General features: G+C 63.8%; 16 protein-coding genes. 7 read left to right on the top strand and 9 right to left on the bottom strand.

Translation table 11 applies throughout. The features are described from left to right. Positions 1–3: 3 nt before the first annotated feature. Positions 4–648 (top strand): hypothetical protein, encoded by a 645-nt coding sequence (locus tag QMX97_RS09575; RefSeq protein WP_282396783.1) that lies wholly within the window; start codon positions 4–6, stop codon positions 646–648. Here QMX97_RS09575 and QMX97_RS09570 read toward each other — a convergent pair. From QMX97_RS09570 to QMX97_RS09530, 9 genes are all read right to left on the bottom strand, one after another. Next, entirely contained in the window at positions 645–2987 is a 2343-nt protein-coding gene (locus QMX97_RS09570) for a bifunctional diguanylate cyclase/phosphodiesterase (protein ID WP_201143596.1), read from the bottom strand. The genes QMX97_RS09575 and QMX97_RS09570 overlap by 4 nt on opposite strands. A 208-nt stretch (positions 2988–3195) precedes the next feature. Next, positions 3196–4368 (bottom strand): PotD/PotF family extracellular solute-binding protein, encoded by a 1173-nt coding sequence (locus QMX97_RS09565; RefSeq protein WP_065906896.1) that lies wholly within the window; start codon positions 4366–4368, stop codon positions 3196–3198. Further along, positions 4365–5339 (bottom strand): GTP-binding protein, encoded by a 975-nt coding sequence (locus tag QMX97_RS09560; RefSeq protein WP_065906898.1) that lies wholly within the window; start codon positions 5337–5339, stop codon positions 4365–4367. Before QMX97_RS09560 ends, QMX97_RS09565 begins: the two co-directional genes overlap by 4 nt. Positions 5340–5351: 12 nt before the next feature. Beyond that, positions 5352–5654 (bottom strand): hypothetical protein, encoded by a 303-nt coding sequence (locus tag QMX97_RS09555; protein ID WP_282396782.1) that lies wholly within the window; start codon positions 5652–5654, stop codon positions 5352–5354. Positions 5655–5667: 13 nt separating this feature from the next. Beyond that, entirely contained in the window at positions 5668–6417 is a 750-nt protein-coding gene (locus tag QMX97_RS09550) for an SDR family NAD(P)-dependent oxidoreductase (protein ID WP_106805060.1), read from the bottom strand. Between the two features lie 155 nt (positions 6418–6572). Further along, positions 6573–7334, bottom strand: coding sequence for an SDR family NAD(P)-dependent oxidoreductase (locus QMX97_RS09545; protein WP_282396781.1), 762 nt, complete (start codon positions 7332–7334; stop codon positions 6573–6575). 10 nt (positions 7335–7344) lie between these two features. Further along, positions 7345–8685, bottom strand: a complete 1341-nt coding sequence (locus QMX97_RS09540; RefSeq protein WP_065906903.1) for an MFS transporter — start codon at positions 8683–8685, stop codon at positions 7345–7347. Between the two features lie 61 nt (positions 8686–8746). Further along, positions 8747–9625: a polysaccharide deacetylase gene (locus QMX97_RS09535; RefSeq protein ID WP_065906905.1), complete on the bottom strand. Its 879-nt coding sequence runs from the start codon at positions 9623–9625 to the stop codon at positions 8747–8749. An 11-nt stretch (positions 9626–9636) separates the two neighbouring features. Continuing rightward, positions 9637–10968 carry an amidase gene (locus QMX97_RS09530; protein ID WP_120447705.1) on the bottom strand — a complete coding sequence of 444 codons (1332 nt, stop codon included), beginning with the start codon at positions 10966–10968 and terminating at the stop codon, positions 9637–9639. A gap of 336 nt (positions 10969–11304) precedes the next feature. Here QMX97_RS09530 and QMX97_RS09525 point away from each other — a divergent pair, with 336 nt between their 5' ends. The 6 genes from QMX97_RS09525 to cmoB all read left to right on the top strand — a co-directional run bounded on the left by QMX97_RS09525 (position 11305) and on the right by cmoB (position 17895). Further along, positions 11305–12294, top strand: a complete 990-nt coding sequence (locus QMX97_RS09525) for a GntR family transcriptional regulator (RefSeq protein WP_065906913.1) — start codon at positions 11305–11307, stop codon at positions 12292–12294. Between the two features lie 135 nt (positions 12295–12429). Next, a complete protein-coding gene (gene lon, locus QMX97_RS09520) occupies positions 12430–14853 on the top strand; it encodes an endopeptidase La (protein ID WP_065906917.1) in 2424 nt (807 codons plus the stop codon). A gap of 261 nt (positions 14854–15114) precedes the next feature. Next, positions 15115–15504, top strand: coding sequence for a protease inhibitor I42 family protein (locus QMX97_RS09515; RefSeq protein ID WP_106805063.1), 390 nt, complete (start codon positions 15115–15117; stop codon positions 15502–15504). Between the two features lies 1 nt (position 15505). Beyond that, a complete protein-coding gene (locus QMX97_RS09510; protein ID WP_282396780.1) occupies positions 15506–16162 on the top strand; it encodes a lysoplasmalogenase in 657 nt (218 codons plus the stop codon). Positions 16163–16198: 36 nt separating this feature from the next. Next, positions 16199–16942 (top strand): carboxy-S-adenosyl-L-methionine synthase CmoA, encoded by a 744-nt coding sequence (gene cmoA / locus QMX97_RS09505; protein WP_065906921.1) that lies wholly within the window; start codon positions 16199–16201, stop codon positions 16940–16942. After that, positions 16939–17895, top strand: coding sequence for a tRNA 5-methoxyuridine(34)/uridine 5-oxyacetic acid(34) synthase CmoB (gene cmoB, locus QMX97_RS09500; RefSeq protein ID WP_065906922.1), 957 nt, complete (start codon positions 16939–16941; stop codon positions 17893–17895). Before cmoA ends, cmoB begins: the two co-directional genes overlap by 4 nt. Positions 17896–18006: the final 111 nt, after the last annotated feature.

The following is an 18006-nucleotide window of genomic DNA, read 5'->3' as shown; positions in this document are numbered from 1 at the left end:
CCAATGCCTTTTCTCGCTCTATTCAATCGCCCCACGCACTCCGCGCAAGCCGCAGCCCAACTGCACAGTCAGAGCCCCAGTGCGCACTCCACGCAACCCGCCAATCACCCGTCGGTCATTGGCACCGGCTCCAGGGGCCAGGTGGAAAAGCATCAGGATCGGGCAATCAAGTCGTTATTCAAACCCGACCCGAAAGCCCTCAAGCACGAGATGAACATGTGGAATGCCTATCTCCACGCAACCGGTAAGCCAGGCGAGGCCTACATGGAGAGAGGCCACCTGAATATGCCGTACATAGAGGGCGGACTACCCACGGACCAGGAGGTTAAAGATGCCGTCGATAACTTGTTCAAACTGGGCTTCATGATCGGTGACCCCAAGGCGCAGAACTTCAAGAAAACACCCGGCGAGGAAGTCGTGCCGGTGGACTTCGGGCAAGTGTTCAAGCCAGACCGTATCAGCGACATTGACCCCAGGGTGATGAGTGACATCGTTCACGATTACGCCAAAGGTGGTTTCAAGACCATTCCAGAAGGACTGAAAGCTGACTATCGCAGTGCGATTACGGACATGGCCAAGTTGCAAGGCAACCATAACCCCCTCAGGCGCATGAATGTCCGAGAACTGAGGCGGGCTGAGTTGATCTAGCCTCCAACCGGAGTGCGCTCGCGGCGCATCCACATCTCGAAGGCCATGGCGTTGAGGGGACGGCTGATCAGGTAGCCCTGGGCCGTGTCGCAATTCCACAGTTTGAGCAGCTTGAGACTGGGCTCGAACTCGACCCCTTCGGCCACCACCTTGAGCCCCAGGTTGTGGCTCATCTCGATGGTGGAACGGACGATCACGCCGTCGCCGCTGGTGCTGTCGAGGTTGCGCACGAAGGACTGGTCGATCTTCAACTCCTGCACCGGTAGCCGTTGCAGCTGGGCCAGCGAGGAATAGCCGGTGCCGAAGTCATCCACCGAGAGGCTGATACCGCAACCACGCAATTGCTCCAGCACGCTCAGAGCCTGCTGCGGGTTGTGCATGATCGCGCTTTCGGTGATCTCGAAAAGCAGCTGCTGGGCCGACACGCCGTAGTGCATCAGCAAGGTGGTGACGCGGATCGCCAGGTCATCATCGGCCAGATCATCCACCGAGATATTCACCGACAATTGAATATGCAGCCCACGCTGCGCCCACTCGCCGATCTGGCGGATGGCTTCTTCGATCACCCATTGCGTGAGGCCGCCCATGCTGCCGGTGCGCTCGGCCAGGGGGATGAATTCGGCGGGCGAGACCAGCCCCAGGCTCGGATGCTGCCAGCGCAGCAGGGCTTCGGCCTGGCGCACATAGCCGTGCTTGAGGTCGAGTTTGGGCTGGTAGCACAGGTACAACTCGCCTTCGACGGCGGCCCGGCGCAGGTCGCGGATCAAGGTGATCTGGCGCTGGTGGGCGAGATCGCGGTCCTGCTGGTAGATCTGCAGGTAGCCCGGCAGCGCCGCCGCATCATGGCGAGCGATGGCGGCGCGGCTGATCAGCTCTTCGACCTGCTGGCCGTCGGCAGGGTAGGCAGCGATACCGATGCTGACTTCGTGGCGCAGTTCGTCATTGCCGATGCGCTGGGGTTCGGTGAGCAACGCGTAGAGGCGGTCGGCGCGGGCCACGGCGCGGTCGATCTCGGTGTTCTCCAGCAACAACAGGAACTCGCTGCCGGTGATGCGTGCCGCCGTGTCGCTGGCCAACAGGCTCATGGACAGGCAGCGGCTGGCTTCGCGGAGCATCTCCTCGACGCCCTCGGGACCGAAGCCTTCGTTGATCACCCGGTAGTTCTCGATGCCCAGGTACAACAACACCACCGGCCGCCGCGCGCTGATCGCGCTGCCCAGGCGCTCCATGGCCAAGGCCCGATTGGGCAGGCCGGTGAGCGGATCATGCAGGGCGTTATGCGCCAGTTGCCGTTCGCGCACGGCGATCCCGCTTTGCATGGCGTTGAAGGCGCGCGCCAGCAGGCCGAACTCGTCATGGCCGCGCACCCGCACCGGCGTGCGGTAATCGCCGGCACCGATCCGCCCCGCCGCCTCGACCAGCGCATTCAACGGGCGCGACACGCGACGCGCGAGGAACAGCGCGCCGGCCAACGACACCAGCAGCACCGCCAGGGCAATCCCGAGGAACTGCCGGTCCAGCGGCGCGAAGGATTCCAGCGCATGGTCCAGCGGGCTTTGCAGCAGGACCCGCACTTCATTGCCGTCACCGGTATTGGCCAGCGGCAGTACCTGGCTGAGCACGCGCTGGCCGTAGAACAGGTGGATTTGCGGCTCGGGGTCGATAGGCGCTTCGCGCAGCAAGCTGAAAGTAGAGGCCTGATACGCATCGGGCTGGGTGCTGAACAGCGGACCCGGCTTGCCCTCCTGCACACTGAGGAACGACACCTCCAGGTTGCTCATGGAACGCAGCTCATTGGCGAACAGTTTGTCCATGGGAAAACCCATCACCACCCGTGCGATGGGCAACGGGTCGAGTACTTCCTCCTGCACCAGCAGGTACGGCCGGCCGTCCATGGCCACGATCAACATCTGCAGGCCGCTGCGCCGCGCGAGGCGCAGGGCGTTGTTATAGGGGAACACCTGGCCGCGCGACAGGACGGGCAAGGTGCTGACCATGACCTTGCCATCCAGGCCCAGCACAAACACTTCGCTGGAACGAATACCGGTGCCATGACGCCGCAGGGCGGCGAGGATCGGCACGGTCTGGCCCTCGGCCACGGCTTGTTTGAACGGGCCGTCGACGGTCAGCCAGTCAAGGCCGTATTGCAGGCGACGGCCGCGCAGGTCCAGCAGGCGTTCGAACACCTGGCTGCCGGTCTTGAGTTGGACTTGCGCCTGGTTTTCCACGGCGCGGGACGTCGCGGTCTTGACCGCGAAATAAGTGGCTGCGACGACCACCAACAGCAACAGCGCCAACACCCCCGCAATGCGGGTTTGAAAGGTGTGGCGCCAGCTCATTGCAGTGCCCGCTGGCTGCCTTCGCCGCTCTCTGCCACTCGGTCCCTTTGTCATATGCTTTCCTGGCAACTGCTGACTGGCGTCAAAAAAATATCCATTTTGCATGAATATTTGGTTTGAGCAGATTAACTGGGGAAAAGCATAAGCGCACTCAATAAATACGGGGATTTCACAGTCATTTTATTGGCGACACGTGCTTGACCGGCGCTCAGCCGCGCGCCCGCATAAAGTCCCCCCACCGCCGCACCAGGTAGTTGTGCTCATCCATGACCGAGTTCCACACCGCGATATGCCCCATGCGTTGCTCGTAGGAGCCGCCATCGCGCACCTCGCCGATATCAATCAGCGGCAAGCCGTCGCTGCCCAGCAACTCCTCCCGCGCAGGCTTGCCGGCATACCAGTAATCCCATTCGGCGCTGCTCAGGTGATCACGCGTGCGCGCCGGATTGCCGATGTAGTAACCCTGGCGCGCCATCACCGCACCGGGCCAGCCGGACAGCCACCAATTGAGATAGGCATACGCCGCATCCAGCACCGGCCCTTGGGCATGGCGCGACAACGACAAGCCGCCGAACCAGGCGCGATAACCTTCGCGCGGCACCGCCAGGCGGTATTTCACCCCGGCGCGGTGCAGGCGCATCAAAGTCGGCGACCACAGGCTCTGGATATCGATGCTCGGGCTGAGCATCAATTGCGCCGCCTCCTCGTCATCGGACCAGAACGCCGCAAAGTGCCCTTCCTTCTGTTTGCGCACCAGAATGTCGGCCAGCACATCGATCTCTTCGATGCTCATGTTGCCGATGTCCTTGAAGCTGGCCAGCCCCGCGCCCTGCACCGCCAGCGCGGCGTCCAGCGCGCCGATGGCGGCGTCACTCTGCAGCGCCGTGCGTGCGCGCCATGCCGGATCGAGCAACCAGCCCCAGCTTTCATTGCCGTGGCAAAAACCCTCGGGCAAGCGTTCGGGGCGGTAGGCAAAACTGTCGGCGTTGTGGGTCAGCGGCAACATGCTGATGCGCTCGGTGACGGTACTGCCGAGGCTGCCATCGTGCTGCACGAACAGGCGCTCGCTGGGCACGCTGCCGCTGCCCAGGCGGTCGTTCGGCGACAGGCGCCCGCGCTTGGGCAAGTCGTTGATCTCGTGCCACAGCGCCAGGCGTCGCGTGTCGATGGGCTGGATCGCGCGGGCCGGCCACACGAAGTCGACGTTGTGAAACCACTGGTCGTAGAGGTCGTAGCTGTCGGGCTGCATCACCGCGATGCGCTGGGCCTGTTCGACGTCGTGCACCTGGTACACCAGGCGAATGCCCAGCTCCTGTTCGGCGCGCACGCGCAGGCATTCGAGCAGGGTCACCGAGGTGCCGAGAACGCGCAATGTGATCATGCGGCGAACCGTCGCGAGAACACGTCGAAGGAGCGCCGCAGCAGCGCGGGGTCGAGCCCGCGCAGGATAAACACCAGGCGCGACTGGCGGTCGCTGCCCGGCCACGCGGGCAAGTGCACCGGGGCGTGCAGGCAATGCTGCACGCCATGAATGACGATGGGGGCGTTACTGGCGTTCACGTTGAGCAGCCCTTTGACGCGGAGGATTCGTTCGCCGTGGCATCTTAACAGCATCGACAACCACACCCCGAAACCCACCCAGTCCAGCGGCTGGTCGAAGGTCAGGCTGCACACCTGCGCGGCGCCGTGGGTGACGTTGGTGGCTTGATGCAGTTGCCAGCGGCTGACTTCCACGGCGGGCTCGGCGCTGCGCAGGCCTTCGCCGAGCAGCAGTTGATCGCCGCTGAGAATGTCCTGTGTATCGAGGATCGGCGTACCGGCGTTCAGCCCCTGCAGGTGCGCACGCAGCGCCGCGCAATCAGGCACCAGGTCGGTCTTGCTCAGCAACAGGCGATCCGCCGCCGCCACCTGGGCCAGCCATTCCGGGTGCAGGCGTTCCTGCAGCGCGGCGTGACTGGCGTCGACCAGGGTGATCACCAGGCCGATATGAAAACGCCCGCGCAATTGCACGTCGTTGTTCAAGGTCGCGAGGATCGGCGCCGGATCGGCCAGGCCGGTGGTTTCCAGGATCACCCGCTTGAACGCAGGAATCTCACCGCGCTCGCGGCGTTGCAACAGGCCAAGCAGCGCGTCTTTCAGTTCGCCGCGGATCGAGCAGCAAATACAGCCGCTGGGCAGCAACACGGTATTGGGCGCCACTTCTTCCACCAGCAGATGGTCGATGCCGACGTCGCCGAATTCGTTGATCAGCAACGCGGTATCGCCGAGGCTTTCGTGCTGCAGCAGGCGCTTGAGCAAGGTGGTCTTGCCACTGCCGAGGAAGCCGGTGATCACATTTAGAGCGATGCTCATTTTCTTCTTACCTCATGACGCCTGCAGGTCCAGGTGATCGAGCAAGCGGGGATCGAGCGGGTCCAGCGGGCGGCCGAGCATGGTTTCAGCGGCCTGCCAGAGTTGATCCAGGCCGCTCGCCAACGCCTGTTTGCCGGTGGCGCCCAGCAGCAGGTACGACGCGCCCTGGAAGTCTTCGACCTTGAGCCGGAACACCGCCAGCACCTGATTGATGGCGGCGATACGGCGCAGGCGTTCGCGGCGCCTGGGCAGTTCGTCGCCCAGGGGGTCGCTCCAGTGCAGGTCTTCGCCGAGCAGTCCGCAGAGTCCGCACATGCCTACACCCCACTCATGGCATGACATCGCCGGAATTGGGGCCCAGGGTCTGGCCGACGAACAGGTTGCCACCCGGCTCGCTGGCCAGCAGCACGGCGGTGGGCGCGACTTCATCCGCCAGGCCGAAGCGGCCCAGGGGCAGTTCGGCGGCCTTGGCGCGTTTCCAGTCGGCACTGATGCCGCCCACCAGCGGCGTTTCGATAGGGCCCGGCGCGATGGCGTTGACCAGCACATTGTCCTTGGCCACTTCCAGCGCGAGGGACTTGGTAAAGCCGATCACCCCGGCCTTGGCGGCGGCGTAGTGGGTCAGCTCCGCGCCGCCCTTGATACCCAGTTGCGAGGCGACGTTGATGATCCGCCCCCAGCGCTGCGCGAGCATGTGCGGCAGGGCGCGCTGGCTGGCGATGAACACGCTGGTGAGGTCGACACGCAGCATGTCATTCCACATTTCGAGGGAGAGGTCGACGCAGCGCGCCTGGGTGAGCATGCCGGCATTGTTGACCAGGATATCGATGCCGCCGAAATGCTCGACGCAGCGGTCGACACTGGCCTGGGCGCCTTCGACCGTGCCGACATCGGCCAGGCACTCGACCACTTCGGCGCCAAGGTTGCGGCAGGTGATCGCGGTTTCAGCCAGGCTGGCGGCGTTGCGGTCGGACAGCAGCAGGCGTGCGCCTTCGACGGCATAGGCGCGCGCGATGGCGGCCCCGATGCCGCTGCCGGCGCCGGTGATGACGGCGCGGCGGTGAGTGAGTTGGGGCATGGTGAACTCCTTGAATAATCGAGATGCGAACGCGGTTAAATGTGGCAGCGGCTTGCTCGCGAAAGCGGTGTGTCAGTCGATGCAGGCAGAACTGTTGCGCCGCATTCTTGAGCAAGCCCGCTCCCGCATTTGATGTGCATCAGGCTTGATCCGCATCAGTCCGGCCAGCGCACGGTCAGGCCACCGTCGATGACGATGCTCTGCCCGGTCAAATAACTCGATGCCTCACTGGTCAGGAACTGCACCAGCGACGCCACTTCATCCGCCCGCCCTACCCGGCCCAGCGGGATTGCGCGCGCCGCTTTCGCCAAGCCTTCCGGCCCCAGCGAATTTTTCGCATCCAGCGACTGCGGCGTCTCGATCAACCCGGGAATCACCGCGTTGCAGCGAATGCCCTTGGCCGCCAACTCCACCGCCAGCGACCGGCACAGCCCCGGCACACCGGCCTTGGCTGCCGCATAGTGACTGTGCTCCTGCCAGCCATACACGCCGCCGGCAATCGACGAAATCGCCACCAGCGCGCCGCCCTCGTGCATATGCCGGGTCGCCGCGCGAAAGGTGCGCATCACCCCCGTCAGGTCGACATTGAGCATTTCGTCCCACAGCGTATCGGTCATCTCCAGCAACGGCGCGCGGCGCAGCAGACCCGCGTTGGCCACTGCGTAATCGAGGCGGCCAAAATGTTGCACGGCCTGCTCGGCCAGGGCGTCCACCGAGGCGCTGGCGCCCACGTCCAGTGGCAGCATCAGGCACTCGCCGCCGGCCGCTTCCACCAGGGCCACAGTGGTGTGCGGGTCATGGGGATCGGCGGGGTAATACCCGCCGACCACCGCCACGCCGTTGCGCGCATAGGCCACGGCGAGGGCTTGGCCGATGCCGCTGGCGGCACCGGTAATCAAGGCAACTTTACGGCTCATCAAACACTCCTTACTGAACGGTTTCCGGACGCACGTGGCGTGCGGCAAACATCAGGGCACCGGACAAAAAGCACGGCAGTGCACCGAACCACAGCGCGGCGGTCTGCCAGTCGCTGCCGGCGGACAACACCTGGGTCGCGCCAAAACCTGCGACCACCGCGCCGATCGGGCCCATGGCATGGATGATCGCGCCACCGGTGGCGCGGATGCTGGTGGGGAAACTTTCGCTGATGAAGAACAGCGCTGCCGAGTACGGCCCGATCAGGAAGAACAGGCCCAGGCTGTACAGCCCGACGACCATCGCCATGTTGCTCGGGCCAAACAGCATGCCGGCGAACGACAGCCCGCCGAGCATCCAGCCCAGGCCGATCACGTTGCGGCGGCCGATCTTGTCGCCCATCCAACCGTGGCTGAGGTAACCGCAGTAACCCACCAGGTTCGACAGTACGAGGATGATCAGCGAGTTCTCGAACGAGATGTGGTGCACGCTGACGATCACTGAAGTCCCCAGCACGCTGAACACCTGGATCGCCGCCCAGTTGAGCAGCAGCGCGGCGCCGATCACCAGCGTGGCGCGGCGCGCCGGGCCACGGAAGGCCGCCTTCAGGCCGGCCTTGCTGTGTTCGTCGTAATCCACGCCGTAGGTCGCGGCGACGTTCTGCGCGTCCTTCACCGCGCCGCTTTTACGCAGCTCGCTGATGCGCTGGTGGATCTGGAACTGCGGGCTCTCCTTGAGCTTGCGCGCCATGATCGCGATCACGATCGCCGGGATCGCGGCGAAGATGAAGCAGCCCTGCCAGCCAATGACCGGCAGCAACAGCGCGGTCAACCCGGCGGCGATCAACGCACCGACCGGCCAGCCGCCCTGCACCAGGCTGTAGATGAAGCCGCGGCGCTTGGTCAGGCGCGGGTCTTCGGAAGCGCCATACAGCTCGCTCAAGTAGGTCGCGTTGACGGTTTCCTCGGCATAGCCGAGGCCGCCCAGCGACCGGATCAGAATCAGCGGCGACTTGCCCCACGCCCCGCCAATCGCGGTGAGTGCCGAGCAGAGTGCCGAACCGGCCACGGTGAAGATGATGCCTTTGCGCCGACCCAACTTATCCACGACCGGGCCAATGGCAAACGCGACCACCGCCGTGCCCACCGCCACCCAGGTCGCGATTTCAGCTTGCTCCACTTCACCCCAGCCAAAGTGCCGGCCGATCTCCGGCAGCAACGTGCCGAACAGGATGAAGTCATACACCGCAAACACCCAGGCGAAAAACGCGATCCAGGTGGCGAAGCGCACTTCCTGGGACGTCAGTTGCCGGGGTTTCCAGCCAGTCAGGTCAAGCTTGTTGTAGATGGACATGGGGCACGCCTCAAGGATTTGACCGGCAGGCGCCGGCAAGCCGGCTCCTGCAGGGTGGGGTTCAGGTACGGGGTTGGCGGCGAATGAAGTCGTCGGCGATTTCGTCGAAGGTGACGAAGCGCACGCCGGCATGGCTCTGGATGTGCTCGATCAGGCGCTCCAGCATCAACAGCACTTGCGGGCGGCCGGACACGTCGGGGTGGATGGTCATGGTGAACACCGCGTGTTCGTGCTCGCGGTAGACCCAGTCGAACTGGTCGCGCCACATTTCCTCGAGGTGACGCGGGTTGACGAAGCCGTGGCTGTTCGGGGCTTTCTTGATGAACATCATCGGCGGCAGGTCATCGAGGTACCAGTTGGCCGGGATCTCCACCAGGTCGGTTTCTTCGCCACGCACCAGGGGTTTCATCCAGGTATCGGGGTGCTGGCTGTAGTCGATCTTGGTCCAGGTGTCGCCCTTGCGCACGTAGTAGGGATGGAAGTCGTTGTGCATCAGGCTGTGGTCGTACTTGATGCCTTTTTTCAGCAACAGCTCGTTGGTCACCTTGCTGAATTCCCACCACGGCGCGACGTAGCCGGTGGGGCGCTTGCCGGTGACCTGGGTGATCAGCTCGATGGACTTGTCGAGGACGATTTCTTCCTGCTCGGCGGTCATCGCGATCGGGTTTTCGTGGCTGTAGCCGTGCACGCCGATTTCGTGGCCGGCGTCGGCCACGGCCTTCATCTGCTCGGGGAAGGTTTCCATCGAGTGGCCGGGGATGAACCAGGTGGTGCGCAGGCCGTAGCGTTCGAACAGTTTGAGCAGGCGCGGCGCGCCGACTTCCCCGGCGAACAGGCCGCGGGAGATGTCATCGGGCGAGTCTTCGCCGCCGTAGGAACCGAGCCAGCCGGCGACGGCGTCGACGTCGACGCCAAATGCACAGAGGATGTCTTTAGCCATGGTGTGTCTCCTTAAAAAGTCAGGGCGGTTTCGACCGACAAAGCGGCCCGCAGCAGGCGTGCGTCTTCGCCGCTGGGGGCGCTGAGCAGCAGGCCGGTGGGTAAACCCAGGGCGTCGCGGCCGCTGGGCAGGCTCACGCCGGGCATGTCGAGCAAACTGCCGGGCATGGTCAGGCGCAGGGTGGCGAGGTTGGTGCTGACAAACAGCGCGTCGTCGGCTTCCAGCGGTGCCAGGGCCGGGGCGACATGCGCAACGGTGGGGGTGATCAGCACGGCGCCGTCGAGGTCGTCGATCAGTTGCTGTTGCAGGCGGCGGCGTGCATCGGTGAGGGCGATCAGTTGGCTGGCCGGCAACGCGCGAGCGGCTTCGAGGCGGCGGCGTACGCGGGGGTCGAGTTGCTCGGCGTCGGCGCTGTCGAGCAACGCCTGGTGCAGGGCGAAGGCTTCGAAGGCGCCGAGCCAACCTTGGTGCTTGATCAGCTCCAGCGTGGCCTGGAACGTGGGCGAGGGGCGCAACTCGACCCGCGCACCGGCGGCCTTGAGTTGGTCCACCGCGCGCAGCAGGTTGTTGTGCACGGCGGGTTCAATGCCTTCCAGGGCGCCTTGCTCCAGCACAAAGTGCTGGCCCTTGAGGCTTCGCGCGACATGGGTTTGCCGGCGGCCGTGGAGCAGGTCGTCGATGGCCAGCGCATCGCGCACGCTGCGGGTCAGCGGGCCAAGGCTGTCGAGGGTGTGAGCCAGGGGAAACACGCCGTCGCGGCTGTAGCGTCGGCTGCTGCTGCGGTAGCCCACCAGGCCATTGAATGCCGAGGGGATGCGGATCGAACCGGCGGTGTCGGTGCCCATCGCAATGGGCACGATGTCGGCGGCGACGGCCACCGCCGAGCCGGACGATGAGCCACCCGGGATACGTGGCTGGTCAGTGCCGTGCGGGTTGTGCGGGGTGCCGAAGTGCGGATTGAGGCCGAGCCCGGAATAGGCCAGCTCGCTGAGGTTGGTCTTGCCGACGCTGACCATCCCCGCGCGGCACAGCAGCCCTACGCTGGGCGCATCGAGCAAGGCGGCAGGCGCGTTGCGCCGGTAGGCGGCACCGGCAGTGGTGACGCTGCCGGCCACGTCATAGAGGTCCTTCCAGGCCACGGGCACGCCATCCAACCCACTCAATGGCTGGCCGGCCCGCCAGCGCGCGGCGGCAGCTTCGGCTTCACGGCGGGCGCGCTCGGTGGTCAGGCTGATAAATACCGCCGGGACCTGGCTGGCCTTGTCGAGTGCCTGCTCGAGGGCTTGCACCGGGTCGTTGCGACCGCTGGCGAAATCCTCGGCCATTGAAGTGGCGTCTGACATCAAGATGACCCTCATAAAACGTACATATTAATAAAATGTACATTTTACAAAGGCAGGTTTCGTGCCAGTCTGTGAACGCGCCCAACGTGCAGATCAGATGTTCGCGTCAGGATCCACGGGATAGATGCTCCTGGGTCTGGAAAAAAAAGCGTGCAACACATCCAGCGCAGGGTTTAAAAGAAATAATGTATCTTTTATGAATAAGTACATTTTGGTGCAGAAAAGTAACATTCCCGCTGTCCAGGCCCCAAAAAAGTGCCACCGATGTGGCGCAGAGTGACAGGCGCATCTATGAGAGAATCCCCGGCCACCGTCCTACATCCTCTTGAGAAAGCAATGAAAGCAGTGTCCGCCTCGGCCTCCCGTTACGCGATGATTCATCAGCTGTTGCGTGATGCGATCGTCAACGGCACCGCGCGCCATGGGCTGGTCCTGCTGGAGGCACCGCTGGCCGAACTGTTCGGCACCAGCCGCGTGCCGGTGCGCAAGGCCCTGGACCTGCTGCATGCCGAAGGGCTGATTTGCCGCTTCAATGGCCGCGGCTACCTGATCAACCCCGAAGGCCTGGCCATGGAGCCGCTGCGCTTGCCGCTGAGCCATGCGCACCTGGGCCTGAATGGCGAAGATGAGCTGGTGGATACCCGACCGCTGGGCGAGCGGATCGTCGAGGAAATCGGCGCGGCGCTGTCCACCTGCATCGCCTTCGGCCACTACCGCCTGGACGAACAGGCCGCCGCCGACCATTACGGCGTCAGCCGCGCGGTGGTGCGCGAAGCGCTGATGCGCCTGCGCGACCGGGGCCTGGTGGAAAAAGAGCCGTACTCGCAGTGGCTGGCGGGGCCGCTGACCGCGCGGGAAGTCACCGAAGACTACGAACTGCGTGCCTGCCTGGAGCCCGAAGCCCTGCGCCAGAGCGCACCGAACCTGGACCGCGAGCTGCTCGAAGCCATGTTGCAACGCGTGCTGGACGCCCAGGACAGCCCCCATTGCAGCCTGGAAGCCATCGAACAGATCGAAGAGGATTTGCACCAGCGCTGCCTCGCCGGCCTGCAGAATCGCAAGATCGCCGCGTTGATTCGCCAGGGCCAGAGCCCGATGATCATCAGCCGGATTTTCTACCGTTTGCTGGGGATCGGCGCCGATCCAGCCATGCTTGCCGAACATCGCCTGATTCTGGAGTTGTTGCTGCACGGCGCCGTCGATGCGGCCGCGCTGAACCTGCGCGAGCACCTGCAACGGGCACGGCAGCGCATGTTGCAGCGGTTGAAAGTGTTGTCGGTACTGCCGGAACAGCCACTGCCCGCCTATCTCCACAAAATCAGCTGAGCCCTGCAGGAGCCGGCTTGCTGGCGCCTACGGGTTTCGAAAATATCATGCAATATGTTGCTATCTCACGCCCGCCATTGAAACCACCACTGCCCTGCCCCATCTAACCTGCATACTTCCTTATGCAGGTGCCCCATGAGCGACCAGCAAGAATTCCCGGACATCGACCTCAACGATTACGCCGATCCCGAAAACGCTGAACACGCAGCTTCATCCAACACCGGCCTTGCCCTGCCTGGGCAAAACCTGCCGGACAAGGTCTACATCATTCCGATCCACAATCGGCCGTTCTTCCCGGCGCAAGTGCTGCCGGTGATCGTCAATGAAGAACCGTGGGCGGAAACCCTGGAGCTGGTGAGCAAATCCGATCACCACTCGCTTGCCCTGTTTTTCATGGACACGCCGCCCGAAGATCCCCGGCATTTCGACACCTCCAGCCTGCCGCTGTACGGCACCCTGGTGAAGGTGCACCACGCCAGCCGCGAGAACGGCAAACTGCAATTCGTCGCCCAGGGCCTGACCCGCGTGCGGATTCGCACCTGGCTCAAGCACCACCGCCCACCGTACCTGGTGGAAGTCGAATACCCGCACCAGCCCAGCGAGCCGACCGACGAGGTCAAGGCCTACGGCATGGCGCTGATCAATGCGATCAAGGAACTGCTGCCGCTCAACCCGCTGTACAGCGAAGAGCTGAAGAACTACCTCAACCGCTTCAGCCCCAACGACCCGTCGCCGCTGACCGACTTCGCTGCCGCCCTCACCTCGGCCACCGGCAACGAGCTGCAGGAAGTGCTGGACTGCGTCCCCATGCTCAAGCGCATGGAAAAAGTCCTGCCGATGCTGCGCAAGGAAGTCGAAGTCGCGCGTCTGCAAAAAGAACTCTCCGCCGAAGTGAACCGCAAGATCGGCGAGCACCAGCGCGAGTTCTTCCTCAAGGAACAGCTCAAGGTCATCCAGCAGGAGCTGGGCTTGACCAAGGACGACCGCAGCGCGGACGTCGAGCAGTTCGAGCAACGCCTGGAGGGCAAAGTGTTGCCGGCCCAGGCGAAAAAACGCATTGATGAAGAACTCAACAAACTGTCGATCCTGGAAACCGGCTCGCCGGAGTACGCGGTCACTCGCAACTACCTCGACTGGGCCACCTCGGTGCCGTGGGGGGTGTATGGCGAGGACAAGCTCGACCTCAAGCACGCGCGCAAGGTGCTGGATAAACACCATGCGGGGCTGGACGACATCAAGAGCCGCATCCTCGAGTTCCTCGCGGTGGGCGCTTACAAAGGCGAAGTCGCCGGTTCCATCGTGCTACTGGTGGGCCCGCCGGGCGTGGGCAAGACCAGCGTCGGCAAATCCATCGCCGAGTCACTGGGCCGGCCGTTCTACCGTTTCAGTGTCGGCGGCATGCGCGACGAGGCCGAGATCAAGGGCCACCGCCGCACCTACATCGGCGCCCTGCCGGGCAAGCTGGTGCAGGCGCTCAAAGATGTGGAAGTGATGAACCCGGTGATCATGCTCGACGAGATCGACAAGATGGGCCAGAGCTTCCAGGGCGACCCGGCGTCGGCATTGCTGGAGACCCTCGACCCTGAGCAGAACGTCGAATTCCTCGACCACTACCTGGACCTGCGCCTGGACCTGTCCAAGGTGCTGTTCGTGTGCACCGCCAACACCCTGGATTCCATCCCCGGCCCGCTGCTGGACCGGATGGAAGTGATTCGCCTGTCCGGCTATATCACTGAAGAAAAAGTCGCCATCGCCAAGCGTCACCTGTGGCCCAAGCAGCTGGAAAAAGCCGGCGTGTCGAAAAACAGCCTGAGCATCAGCGACGGCGCCCTGCGCGCGTTGATCGACGGCTACGCGCGGGAAGCCGGTGTGCGCCAGCTGGAGAAACAGCTGGGCAAACTGGTGCGCAAAGCCGTGGTCAAGCTGCTGGATGAGCCCGACTCGGTGATCAAGATCGGCAACAAGGACCTGGAAAGCTCCCTGGGCATTCCCGTGTTCCGCAACGAGCAAGTGCTGTCCGGCACCGGGGTAATCACCGGCCTGGCCTGGACCAGCATGGGCGGCGCCACGCTGCCGATCGAGGCGACGCGCATCCACACGCTCAACCGTGGTTTCAAGCTCACCGGGCAGTTGGGTGAGGTGATGAAGGAGTCTGCCGAAATCGCCTACAGCTACATCAGCTCCAACCTGAAGTCGTTTGGCGGTGATCCGAAGTTCTTCGACGAGGCCTTCGTGCACCTGCACGTGCCGGAAGGCGCCACGCCCAAAGACGGCCCGAGCGCCGGGGTGACCATGGCCAGCGCGCTGCTGTCGCTGGCACGCAACCAGCCGCCGAAAAAAGGCGTGGCCATGACCGGTGAATTGACGCTGACCGGGCATGTCCTGCCGATTGGCGGGGTGCGCGAGAAGGTGATTGCGGCGCGACGCCAGAAGATTCACGAGCTGATCCTGCCGGAGCCAAACCGTGGCAGCTTCGAGGAGTTGCCGGACTACCTGAAGGAAGGCATGACCGTGCACTTTGCCAAGCGCTTTGCCGACGTGGCGAAGGTGCTCTTCTGATAGCTCACTAGCCCGAGTGCCCCGAGTGGCCCGAGTGCCCCCCCTGTGGTGAGCAGGCTTGCCCTGCGTTGGGCTGCGTAGCAGCCCCTCTTGAATAGACCCCATTCTTTCCGAAAGAATGGGGTCGTCAGTTCTGGGTCTGCTCCGCAGCCCAACGCAAGGCAAGCCTGCTCTCCACCAAGCGCACTCTGCGGTCCTCTTGTCACACCTTGTCTCATCTTCGGTTATGCTCGCCCTTCGTCGCTAATCAACGGAGCCTCCATGACCGCTGCCCGCCTGCTGCTTCCCCTGAGCCTTGCCCTGCTGGCCGCCTGCGCCAGTGCCCCCAAGCAAAACGTCACCGTGGAAGATCAGGGCGCCTGCCCGCTCCAGCTCAAGTCCGGGCAGAATCTGATCCTGACCCTGCCCAGCAATCCCACCACCGGTTACCGCTGGGCCATTCAGGATTCGGCCGGCGGCGTATTGCGCGCGCTGAGCCCCGAGGTCTACAGCAGCTCGGAATCCGGCGTGATTGGTGGCGGCGGCCAGTCCACCTGGCGCTTCCAGGCCTTTGCGGCCGGCCAGGGACGTTTGCGCCTGACCTCCCAGCAACCCTGGGAGCCGGAAGCCGAACCCGCCGAAACCTTCGACTGCGCCATTACGGTGAACTGATATGCCATGGCTGATTCTTGCGTTGATGGGCGCCGGCACCTTTATCTACGGCCTGACCACCCACGCCACCCTGTTGTGCCTGTTGGTCAAACCGCTGCCGGTACTCGCGCTGCTGGGCTGGCTGCATGACGCGCCGCCCACCGACTATCGACGCTGGATCAGCCTGGGGCTGATTTTCTCGCTGGTCGGCGATGTGCTGCTGGCGTGGCCGGGCGACTTGTTCATCTTCGGCCTCGGCGCGTTCCTGTTCGCGCACCTGGCTTATCTGAAAGCCTACTTCAGCGATTGCCGCCGCTTGGCGCTGCTGCCATTGGTATTGGCGCTGGGCGTGGGCGCGATTCTGCTGAGCATCATGATTTCCCACGGCCTGGGTGACCTGCTGATTCCGGTGGTGGTGTACGCGACGGTGATCAGCGCCATGCTCTGGCGCGCGTTGGCACGGCTGGGCAGTGACGTGCCGAAACGCTCGGCGCTGCTGGCGGCGGCCGGTGCGGTGTCATTTGTGTTTTCCGACACGCTGATCGGCATCAATCGGTTTGTGCTGTCGTTCGAGGCGGCACCGTATCTGTTGATCGTCACTTACTGGCTTGGCCAGTGGGGTATCACGGCCTCGGCTTTCCATCAGACAACCCGCGCATCCGAGGGCCAAGTTGGCTAAAATGCCGGCCTTTCCCCCATCGTCGCCGGAACAGCCGTGAGCAAAGAACCCGATCGCCTATTCGCCCAGCCCCTGCCCCAGGTGCCGGACTTCGCCTTTAACGAGGACGTGGTGCGGGTGTTCCCGGACATGATCAAGCGCTCGGTGCCGGGTTACCCGACCATCGTCGAGAACCTCGGCGTGCTCGCGGCGCAGTTCGCCCAGCCCAACAGCGTGCTGTATGACCTGGGGTCATCCCTTGGCGCGGTCACCCAAGCGTTGCGCCGCCATGTGCGCACCGACGGTTGCCGGGTAATCGCTGTGGATAACTCGGCGGCCATGGTCGAGCGCTGCCGCGAATACCTGAATGGCCAGGACTCGATGTTCCAGGAGCTGTTGCCGGTCGAGGTGGTGGAGGGCGATATCCTCGCGCTGCAATTTGCACCGGCCTCGGTGGTGGCGCTGAACTTCACCCTGCAATTTATCGCCCCCGAGGAGCGCCTGGCGCTGCTCGGCCGCATCCGCCAGTCGCTGTTGCCGGGCGGTGCATTGATCCTGTCGGAAAAGCTGCGCTTCAATGACCTTGAAGAACACGCGCTGCTCACCGACCTGCACATCGCGTTCAAACGCGCCAATGGCTACAGCGAACTGGAAATCGCCCAGAAGCGCAGCGCCATCGAAAACGTCATGAAGCCCGACAGCCTCGAAGAACACCGCGAACGCCTGCTGGCGGCCGGGTTCTCGAAAGTCGTGCCGTGGTTCCAGTGTCTTAACTTTGCCTCGTTGATTGCCTTGCCATGATTGATCTGTCCCCCCTCGCCCGCCATCTGGTCGGCACTCCCCTGGCCGTGTGGGCCCAGGGCCTGCAAGCGCAACTCGATAGCAAGATGGAAAAAGGTCATGGCGACCTCGAGCGCTGGCAGAGTGCGTTGGATGCGTTGCCTGCCATCCAGCCCAGCGAAGTGGATTTGCTCAACGGCCTGACCCTGGACACCGACTGCGACGACGCCACTCGCGCGCAAATGCACACCGCGCTGATGGGCCTGAGCCCGTGGCGCAAGGGGCCGTTCCACCTGTTCGGTGTGCATGTGGACACCGAGTGGCGTTCGGACTGGAAATGGTCGCGCGTGGCGCCGCACCTGGACCTCAAGGGCAAGCGCATCCTCGACGTCGGCTGCGGCAACGGCTACTACATGTGGCGCATGCTCGGCGCCGGCGCCGACAGCGTGATTGGCGTGGACCCCAACTGGCTGTTCTTCTGTCAGTTCCAGGCCGTGCAGCGCTATTTGTCCGCGCCGAATGCCTGGCACCTGCCATTCCCGTTCGAAGACCTGCCGCCCAATCTGGAAGGCTTCGACACCGTGTTTTCCATGGGTGTGTTCTACCACCGTCGCTCGCCGATCGAGCATTTGCTGGCGCTGAAGGACACCCTGGTCAAGGGCGGCGAACTGGTGCTGGAAACCTTGGTGGTCGAAGGCGACCAGCAGCAAGTGCTGGTGCCGGAGGACCGCTACGCGCAGATGCGCAACGTATGGTTCCTGCCGTCGGTGCCGGCGCTGATGCTGTGGCTGCGCCGCGCCGGCTTCAGTGAGGTGCGTTGCGTGGACGTGAGCGTGACGACGGTCGAGGAACAACGCGGGACGGAGTGGATGAAGTATCAGTCGCTGAGCGACTTCCTCGATCCGCAGGATCACAGCAAGACGATCGAAGGGCTGCCGGCGCCGATGCGCGCCGTCATCATCGCCAAGAAATAAACCCAATCGCCCTGGATAAATGCAGATCAAAAGGTGGGAGCGGGCTTGCTCGCGAAAGCACTGGTTCAGCTATGCAGAGGGTGGCTGACCCATCGCTTTCGCGAGCAAGCC

The sequence above is a fragment of the Pseudomonas sp. PS01298 genome (assembly GCF_029959745.1).
Classification (GTDB): domain Bacteria; phylum Pseudomonadota; class Gammaproteobacteria; order Pseudomonadales; family Pseudomonadaceae; genus Aquipseudomonas; species Aquipseudomonas aylmerensis.
This window is presented reverse-complemented; position numbering and strand designations above follow the sequence as displayed.

Coding starts and splice junctions, on each gene's coding strand:
- QMX97_RS09575 (WP_282396783.1), top strand. CDS start 4: ATGCCTTTTCTCGCTCTATTCAATCGCCCCACGCACTCCGCGCAAGCC.
- QMX97_RS09570 (WP_201143596.1), bottom strand. CDS start 2,987: ATGAGCTGGCGCCACACCTTTCAAACCCGCATTGCGGGGGTGTTGGCG.
- QMX97_RS09565 (WP_065906896.1), bottom strand. CDS start 4,368: ATGATCACATTGCGCGTTCTCGGCACCTCGGTGACCCTGCTCGAATGC.
- QMX97_RS09560 (WP_065906898.1), bottom strand. CDS start 5,339: ATGAGCATCGCTCTAAATGTGATCACCGGCTTCCTCGGCAGTGGCAAG.
- QMX97_RS09555 (WP_282396782.1), bottom strand. CDS start 5,654: ATGTGCGGACTCTGCGGACTGCTCGGCGAAGACCTGCACTGGAGCGAC.
- QMX97_RS09550 (WP_106805060.1), bottom strand. CDS start 6,417: ATGCCCCAACTCACTCACCGCCGCGCCGTCATCACCGGCGCCGGCAGC.
- QMX97_RS09545 (WP_282396781.1), bottom strand. CDS start 7,334: ATGAGCCGTAAAGTTGCCTTGATTACCGGTGCCGCCAGCGGCATCGGC.
- QMX97_RS09540 (WP_065906903.1), bottom strand. CDS start 8,685: ATGTCCATCTACAACAAGCTTGACCTGACTGGCTGGAAACCCCGGCAA.
- QMX97_RS09535 (WP_065906905.1), bottom strand. CDS start 9,625: ATGGCTAAAGACATCCTCTGTGCATTTGGCGTCGACGTCGACGCCGTC.
- QMX97_RS09530 (WP_120447705.1), bottom strand. CDS start 10,968: ATGTCAGACGCCACTTCAATGGCCGAGGATTTCGCCAGCGGTCGCAAC.
- QMX97_RS09525 (WP_065906913.1), top strand. CDS start 11,305: ATGAAAGCAGTGTCCGCCTCGGCCTCCCGTTACGCGATGATTCATCAG.
- lon (WP_065906917.1), top strand. CDS start 12,430: ATGAGCGACCAGCAAGAATTCCCGGACATCGACCTCAACGATTACGCC.
- QMX97_RS09515 (WP_106805063.1), top strand. CDS start 15,115: ATGACCGCTGCCCGCCTGCTGCTTCCCCTGAGCCTTGCCCTGCTGGCC.
- QMX97_RS09510 (WP_282396780.1), top strand. CDS start 15,506: ATGCCATGGCTGATTCTTGCGTTGATGGGCGCCGGCACCTTTATCTAC.
- cmoB (WP_065906922.1), top strand. CDS start 16,939: ATGATTGATCTGTCCCCCCTCGCCCGCCATCTGGTCGGCACTCCCCTG.